The sequence below is a fragment of the Bacillus sp. m3-13 genome (assembly GCF_000175075.1).
GTDB lineage: Bacteria > Bacillota > Bacilli > Bacillales > Bacillaceae_I > Sutcliffiella_A > Sutcliffiella_A horikoshii_C.
On record NZ_ACPC01000047.1, the window covers coordinates 89,948 to 96,793 of the forward strand.

The window sequence follows — 6,846 nt, forward strand, 5'->3', positions numbered from 1 at the left end:
TGTGTGTCAAAGTAATTTTTGCACCGAAGTACTTTGATTGTAAAATACCACAAATTACTAATTCTATAAAAGAAACTTTTCCCACGCCTTTTCGTACTAATTAGTAGACGATTGAAGGAGGAGTAGAAATGTCCCTATTTTCAAAATTAATTACAAGTGTCGGGATCGGCTCGGCAAAAGTAGATACAAAGCTAAAGAAGAACTATTTTATGCAAGGAGAAGTATTGGATGGGATTGTGGAGATTTTAGGTGGAAACTCTAATCAGAAAATTGATGCCATTCATTTAAAACTGATGACACTTTACGGTCATGAAGGGAGCAGCCGCCTCACCAACACGGTCATACATACGCACAAACTAAACGAATCATTTACCATTCATGCAGGCGAACGAAAGGAAATTCCATTCTCTTTCCGGATTCCTTTGGATACACCTATTACCATGCAGGATCCTGAAACCGGGAAGAACATCCCGCCCGTCTGGATTGCAACTGAAGCAGATGTGAAAAATGCCCTCGATCCAAGAGATAAGGATTACATCACCATCGAACCAACCAAAGTGCATGAGCAAATCCTCGACGCACTGAGAGTTCTCGGACTAAAATTCCGTCAGATGGAAAGCCAGAAACTTCCCCTCAATTTAAAAACGGAAAAAGTATTTGGCCAACAATACGAGTTCGTCCCTACATTCGGAAAGTATTTTAAAAGATTAGAAGAGATTGAAGTTTATATTTTCCAAGGCGATGTGGAAACGACAGTACTGTTTGATGTGGATAAACTGCGTCGGAATCCATTATCCTCGGTTGTGGATAATTTGAATTTGGATAAAAACAGAGGCAGCGTAACGTTTAAGAATGAGCAGATCTTGAATGACAGAAGATCTGTGAGTGATGAGTTTGAGAAAATTATTGATAGAGTGTTGTAAGACAGAAGAAGAGCCAATCCTAAAGTTGGATTGGCTCTTCTTTCTTTTACATAAATAACTCTTTCAACAAAGTCCAGAACCCTTTCTTCTTCTCCGGCTCCGCTTCCTTCGTTTTCTTCTCTTCCATCTTAATCGCTTCCGTTTTAATGACAAATTGAACGGAAGTCACTTTCTCATTTTCTTCAGATACAAACGACACTGGTTTGAAGTCCGATTTATCGTATTCCTGAATCATCTTGTCGATCTCAGCTTGCATTTTCGCAGGCAGGTCTTTGGTTTCGGAATACAATTCCTCTGTTCCTTCTGACAACTCATCCACACCTGTAGACAATTCACTCGTACCATCTGTCAAACCAATCAAGCCTGTGTGAAGTTGTGAATAGGATGTGGACAGCTCGCCAACACCATTCGTGTAGCTTACAAGCCCTGAGTGGAACTGATCATAGTTGACTGCCAACGTTTCCATGCCTTTTGTCAGCTCAGCCAACCCGCTCAAATCTGTTTCCTCTAGTGAAGCCGATAGCTCATCCGCAATCGTCGTCAACGTGCCACTTATCCCTCTTACTGCTCCATCGACTTGCTTCAAGGATGGCTCCACTGCCGCAGATGCTTCCTGAACCTGTGCATAAGTTCCCTTCACTTTTTGCGCAGCGGCATAGTTAGCTGCCAACTTATCCACAACGGCAGGGTCTGCCCCACTTTCATATAATGCAGCAATCTCTTCTTCAGTAAGGTCCCCGGCAGGAATCTCAGTAATCGCACCATCTAGTGCAGCATATGCAGCAGCGTAGTTTTCCTGTAAAGTAGCAAGACCATCTGCCGTATCATTCAAACCTTTCGCAAGCTCATGCAAACCTGCAGGTAACTCAGTCAAACTGCTTAAATCAATGTCGGACGCACCAGCGGATAGTTCCCGGTTAATCGTTCCTAACGCTTCTTTTATCGAGCTCGATGCCCCAACCAATTCAGATGAGGATCCATTCAGCTGATTGATGCCATTTTTATATTGTGCAGAACCATCTCGAAGCTTCCCGGCACCGCCATTTAACTCAGAAACTCCGTCCTGCAGCTGGCCAACTCCATCATTCAATTGCCCGATGGCATCAGACAGCTCTGCCATGTCATCAGTCATCCCTTCCGTTCCGGTTGTATCAATCGGAAGGCTGGATGGGACTGCGGCAATCTCCACACCATTGAATTCAAAGTTTTCTACGTCCGCCTCCACAAGAAGCTGTTCTTCTTTTCCAGGCATCACCGTAAACGTTATCTGTTTATTTTTCCCGACATTCGCCTGCATGCCACCAGCGGATGCTTCGATATTCTGATACGTATTCGGCAGTGTAAGGGAGACTTGCAGCAAATAATTTTCATAAAAGACAGACGCAACGTTGTTATTCTCCGCAGTCTCCACCTGAATCTCCACATGACCGCTTTCCCCTGCAAGCTCAGCAGGATCTATCTCACGTCCATCTAAAAGGTACGTAACCGTCACATCCCAAGGCAGTTCCGTTCCTTCTTCCAAGTCCCCTTGGTAGTAGAACTTCCCTTCCTGTTCCACATCGGCCACCACACGCTCACCGTCTTGCTCAAGCTCTGTCATATCCGTTAAATTTTTAACCGTTTTATAATCACCAAAATCTAGGATTTCTCCAGCTTTCGCAACCTCAAGAGTATTCACGACATAGATCGGTCCAAGGTCACCATTGGCTTTCAGCGTGGCATAGACAACCTCTTCCTTAGTGCGGACATTCCGTTGTTCCTCAGCGTAAACGCCACTCGCATTGCCAAGAAATGAAGGCAAGAAAATCATTCCGGCAAGTGTAACATATAGTAGTTTTTTCTTTCTCATCATCACTTCTCCTCTTTAAAATTGGACTTATAGGTCGTTTTCTTGATGAATTTATCGCCCACAAGCAGCATCGCCGGCAGGAAGAACAACACCATGATAAACGCCAGTAAAGCACCTCTTCCTAACAACAATCCGATTGAACCGACAATCGGGTTGGAAGACGTAATCCATAAAATAAACCCGACACTTGATAGAATGGCTGCTGAAATCGAAATCGAGAAAGTCTTCTCATCCAACGTTTTGATAATGGCCTTCCTCGCAGACATTTCCTTGCGGTGGTGCGTGTAAGCCTCTGTAAACAGAATCCCATAATCCACCGTTGCCGCTAACTGCACGGTACTGATGATGAGGTACCCCACGAACACCAGCGAGGTTTGTGAGAAATACGGAATTGATAAGTTAATCCACACAGAAGACTGAATGGTCAATAACAATACAATCGGTATCGAAATCGACCGGAAACCAATCAATAACACAATGGCGATCGTCAATACCGTCAACACATTGACTAATATATTATCCTTTGTCACTGTGTTTTTAATATCATACAACGTCACACTCTCCCCAAGGCTGAGCGCGGAATCTCCGTAATACGTTGATGCGGCTTTATCCACATCTTCCACAATGGCAAAAGGAATGTCCCCTTCTGTCGCCTGGTTCGTGTTGATAACTATCCGGCTATAATTTTTCGAATAAAATTCGTTCCGGACCTCTTCATCTAAGTACTCCGGTGGAATCACAGGGTCCACCATGTTTACGTAAGAAACGACACTTGTGACATAGTCCATGGACTCGAGCTCCGCCACAAGCTCCTCCTCTTTTGCCACCTCGCCCTTAGGAACTAAAAGCACAATCGGTGTGATTTCCCCGAACGATTCGTTGATTTTATTATAGTCCGCACCCGCTCTTGTATGGTCTGGCAGTTCCCCAAATCCATATGTAAAAGAGGTATTGGACTGCGCGAGGAACGCCGGAACAAGGAGAGCAAGCACAATTAGTAAGCTTGGAACTCGGAACTTCACGACAAAATTCCCGATCCCTTCAAAGCTTGGAATGAAGCTTCTGTGCTGCGTCTTATCCATCCATTTATAAAAGAACAATGTTAGTGCTGGTAAAAACACCATCACACTTATGAAACTTAGGACAATCCCCTTCACCAAGTTTAATCCAAGGTCAGAACCAATCTCAAATTCCATAAAAGTTAGGGCGATAAATCCAAAAAACGTCGTCGCCGCACTTGCCGTAATGGCCGGGAAGGACTTTTTCATCGCAAGCTCCATGGCTTCTTCAGGATTGTTCGTCTTTTTTCGATATTCTGAAAAACTGTGTAAAAGAAACACTGCATAATCAAGTGACACAGCGAGCTGCAGAATCGGCGCAACAGATTGGGTCACAAAGGAAACCTCGCCGATAAAGATGTTGGTTCCTAAGTTGATGAGGACAGACACCCCAATCGCTGTCAGGAAGAATACCGGCTCTACCCAAGATGTTGTGGAAATGATCAGAATGAAAATGATGATCGGCACAAGCAGCATGGCCGCATACATTGATTCATTCCCCGCCATTTTTTGTGAGGTCGCCGTGTTGATTGCTTCTCCAGCAATGGCACCATTTTCGCCAATCAACTCGTAAACAGCATCCGTAATCGCTACCTCATCCCCACTGCGGACGCTGATGGAGAACAAGGCATTGCCATTCTTGTAATAGCTTTCGACCATCTCTTGATCCGCTATTTCGAGAGGCGTTTTCAAGTCGACCACATCATCAAGCCAAATCACTTCTGCCACTCCATCAATGGCTTCTAATTTTTCTTTATACGTAACGGCTTCCTGTATAGTCACATCAGATATCATGACCCGCGTATCCGGTACAGAGCCGGTAAATTCCTTTTCCATGATCTCCATTGCCTTTGTCGACTGGGCATCATCTGGCAGATAATCTACCATATTATAATTGACCGAGACAAAAAACTGCGCCACGGTCGAGATGATGGTCACCAACGCAAACACAATCAAAACAGCCTTTTTATGTTTTATAATACGTGATGCAATATTTATCATTGTTCATCCTCTCTTGTGTCGTACCCCTTTTCATCTTATTATTATATTAGACACCGTGTTGCGTATTCAACAGACAGTTGCGTTCCGGATGTTAGATAGACAACAAATCATTCTATTGTGTTGTTTTATATGAAAGGCAGTGATAAAGATGAGCGAAAAAATGGATAGAAGAAAGCAATACACACGCATGGTACTGAAGGAAAGTTTACTGGACTTACTTAAGGAAAAATCCATTGCAAGCATTACCATAAAAGAAATATGTACAAAAGCCGATATAAACCGCTCCACCTTTTACGCCCACTATTCCAGTCAATACGATCTGCTGGATTCCATAGACGATGAATTTACTAAAGACATGGTCAAAACGCTTAACCAATATAATTTCTCAAAAGAAGACGAGGCATACCAAATGACCGAGAAAATCTTTGAATATATTGCGTCAAAGAGTGATATTTGCAGGATTTTATTGAGCGAAAACACCGAAGTGCAATTTCAGAAAAAAGGCATGATGATCGCGAAGGAATACATATTGAAGAACTTCATTCCTCATAAACAAGTCGACACGGAAACCTTTGAATACTTAAGTATATTCTTTGTGAGTGGAAGTATTTATATGATTAAGAACTGGTTGGAGAGTGGGATGAACAAAACGCCCAAGGAGATGGCGGGACTGTTGAATGAATTTTTGAACCGTGGGTTGAGGGGACAGGTGCGGTGACCCGGTTGGGCTGAGGGGACAGGCACGCCGACCCGTTTTTGGTGATTTCACTAAAAAAACAAGACCCCCACATCAGGTCTTGTCTCTAAATCTTTCTATTTCGCATTCTGATCTGGCTGGTGGATACCAAACACATTGCCTTCGGTGTCCACATAATACCCCTGCCACGCCATTCCAGGCAACGCATACTTTGGCACGGCCACTTTCCCGCCATGCTCAAGGATCAACTTTTCCGTGGCATCGTACTCTTCCACACCCATTGTGCAGGCAAACCCATTTAGAGGTTGATTGGCCTCAGGTGGAGCACCTTTTCGCTGCATCAAAGCACCGTTAATTCCAAGCTCACTCTCTTCCCCTGTCACAGCTCCAAAATAAGGAGTGCCCGCATACTCGCTCCAATCCTGAAACGACCAACCGAAAACCTCTCCATAAAACCCCTTCGCACGCTCCATGTCATCCACATGAATTTCAAAATGAACTAATCTCCCCATCGTACCCCTCCTATTAAATAAAACGCTTTCATTACTTCTCTATCATAATTCATCTTTAGACTAGCATTCAATAACAAGTTAGGAAGATATGGAAATCTCCTGTGGGCTGAGGGGACAGGCACGCCGACCCAGGTGGTAGGGAGTTCAATTAAAATTAGGTGTTATATTTGTCGGTATTTGCCGAATGGCATTTAAATTGCCCAAAGTGGTTGATATTTTTGAAAGTTGGTTGATAAACCTAAAAAAGTTGGCTTATAAATCCAAAACTTGGACTATAAATCACCACGCCACCCCCAATCAAAACCAAAGGAGCCATGCATTTCGGCTCCTTTTACACTTTAACGATCTCCTGACCAGCCACTCCAACACTTTTCCGCGAAAAAACGACCACAAAACTCGAAGCGACAACCAGAATCCCTGCTAAAATCGTAAAACACAGCAATATCTGCCCCATGGACACAAGCCCCGTGAACATTCCCAACAACACAATCCGCAACAACAGCCCAACTGCCCTCAACATCCCATCGACCCTACCAATAATCTCATTCGGAATCCGATCCATCATGAAGGCATTCCTCGCAACCCTTGCCCCACCGTTACCAAGCGCGATCAACAGCATCATGAACAGATAGCCGCCAACAGGTAGATACACCATGACCGATATGGCCACCGTAAAAAGTACCATCGTCGCTGCAACCAGCTTTTCATCTCCAAACTTCCGCGCTGCAACCGGAACAAAAATCCCAGCTAACACGGCACCCAGACCATACACCATCCCCTGGATGCCATAAATATCCCCCTCCAA

Annotated in this window: 5 protein-coding genes and 1 pseudogene; 2 read left to right on the forward strand and 4 right to left on the reverse strand. The window is 44.2% G+C overall.

The genetic code is table 11. The features are described from left to right. Positions 1–128: 128 nt before the first annotated feature. Positions 129–923 (forward strand): sporulation protein, encoded by a 795-nt coding sequence (locus M313_RS24170; protein WP_010199324.1) that lies wholly within the window; start codon positions 129–131, stop codon positions 921–923. A 46-nt stretch (positions 924–969) separates the two neighbouring features. Here the strand turns inward: M313_RS24170 and M313_RS0119660 are convergent, their stop codons facing one another. After that, on the reverse strand, positions 970–2,775 hold the full coding sequence (locus M313_RS0119660; RefSeq protein WP_010199325.1) for a hypothetical protein: 1,806 nt from the start codon (positions 2,773–2,775) through the stop codon (positions 970–972). Beyond that, complete coding sequence (locus M313_RS0119665; RefSeq protein WP_010199326.1) at positions 2,775–4,832, reverse strand: efflux RND transporter permease subunit; 2,058 nt, start codon at positions 4,830–4,832, stop codon at positions 2,775–2,777. The genes M313_RS0119660 and M313_RS0119665 overlap by 1 nt, the downstream gene beginning before the upstream one ends. A gap of 148 nt (positions 4,833–4,980) precedes the next feature. Here M313_RS0119665 and M313_RS0119670 point away from each other — a divergent pair, with 148 nt between their 5' ends. Beyond that, a complete protein-coding gene (locus M313_RS0119670; protein ID WP_010199327.1) occupies positions 4,981–5,550 on the forward strand; it encodes a TetR/AcrR family transcriptional regulator in 570 nt (189 codons plus the stop codon). 95 nt (positions 5,551–5,645) lie between these two features. Here the strand turns inward: M313_RS0119670 and M313_RS0119675 are convergent, their stop codons facing one another. Both M313_RS0119675 and M313_RS0119680 read right to left on the reverse strand, forming a co-directional pair. After that, the gene (locus M313_RS0119675; RefSeq protein ID WP_010199328.1) at positions 5,646–6,041 is read right to left on the reverse strand and encodes a VOC family protein; all 396 of its coding nucleotides are present in this window, start codon (positions 6,039–6,041) and stop codon (positions 5,646–5,648) included. Between the two features lie 331 nt (positions 6,042–6,372). Beyond that, positions 6,373–6,846, reverse strand: a pseudogene (locus tag M313_RS0119680) (MFS transporter); the annotation flags it as partial.

Excerpts from the sequence above, each read along its gene's own strand:
- M313_RS24170 (WP_010199324.1), top strand. The coding sequence starts at position 129 with ATGTCCCTATTTTCAAAATTAATTACAAGTGTCGGGATCGGCTCGGCA.
- M313_RS0119660 (WP_010199325.1), bottom strand. The coding sequence starts at position 2,775 with ATGATGAGAAAGAAAAAACTACTATATGTTACACTTGCCGGAATGATT.
- M313_RS0119665 (WP_010199326.1), bottom strand. The coding sequence starts at position 4,832 with ATGATAAATATTGCATCACGTATTATAAAACATAAAAAGGCTGTTTTG.
- M313_RS0119670 (WP_010199327.1), top strand. The coding sequence starts at position 4,981 with ATGAGCGAAAAAATGGATAGAAGAAAGCAATACACACGCATGGTACTG.
- M313_RS0119675 (WP_010199328.1), bottom strand. The coding sequence starts at position 6,041 with ATGGGGAGATTAGTTCATTTTGAAATTCATGTGGATGACATGGAGCGT.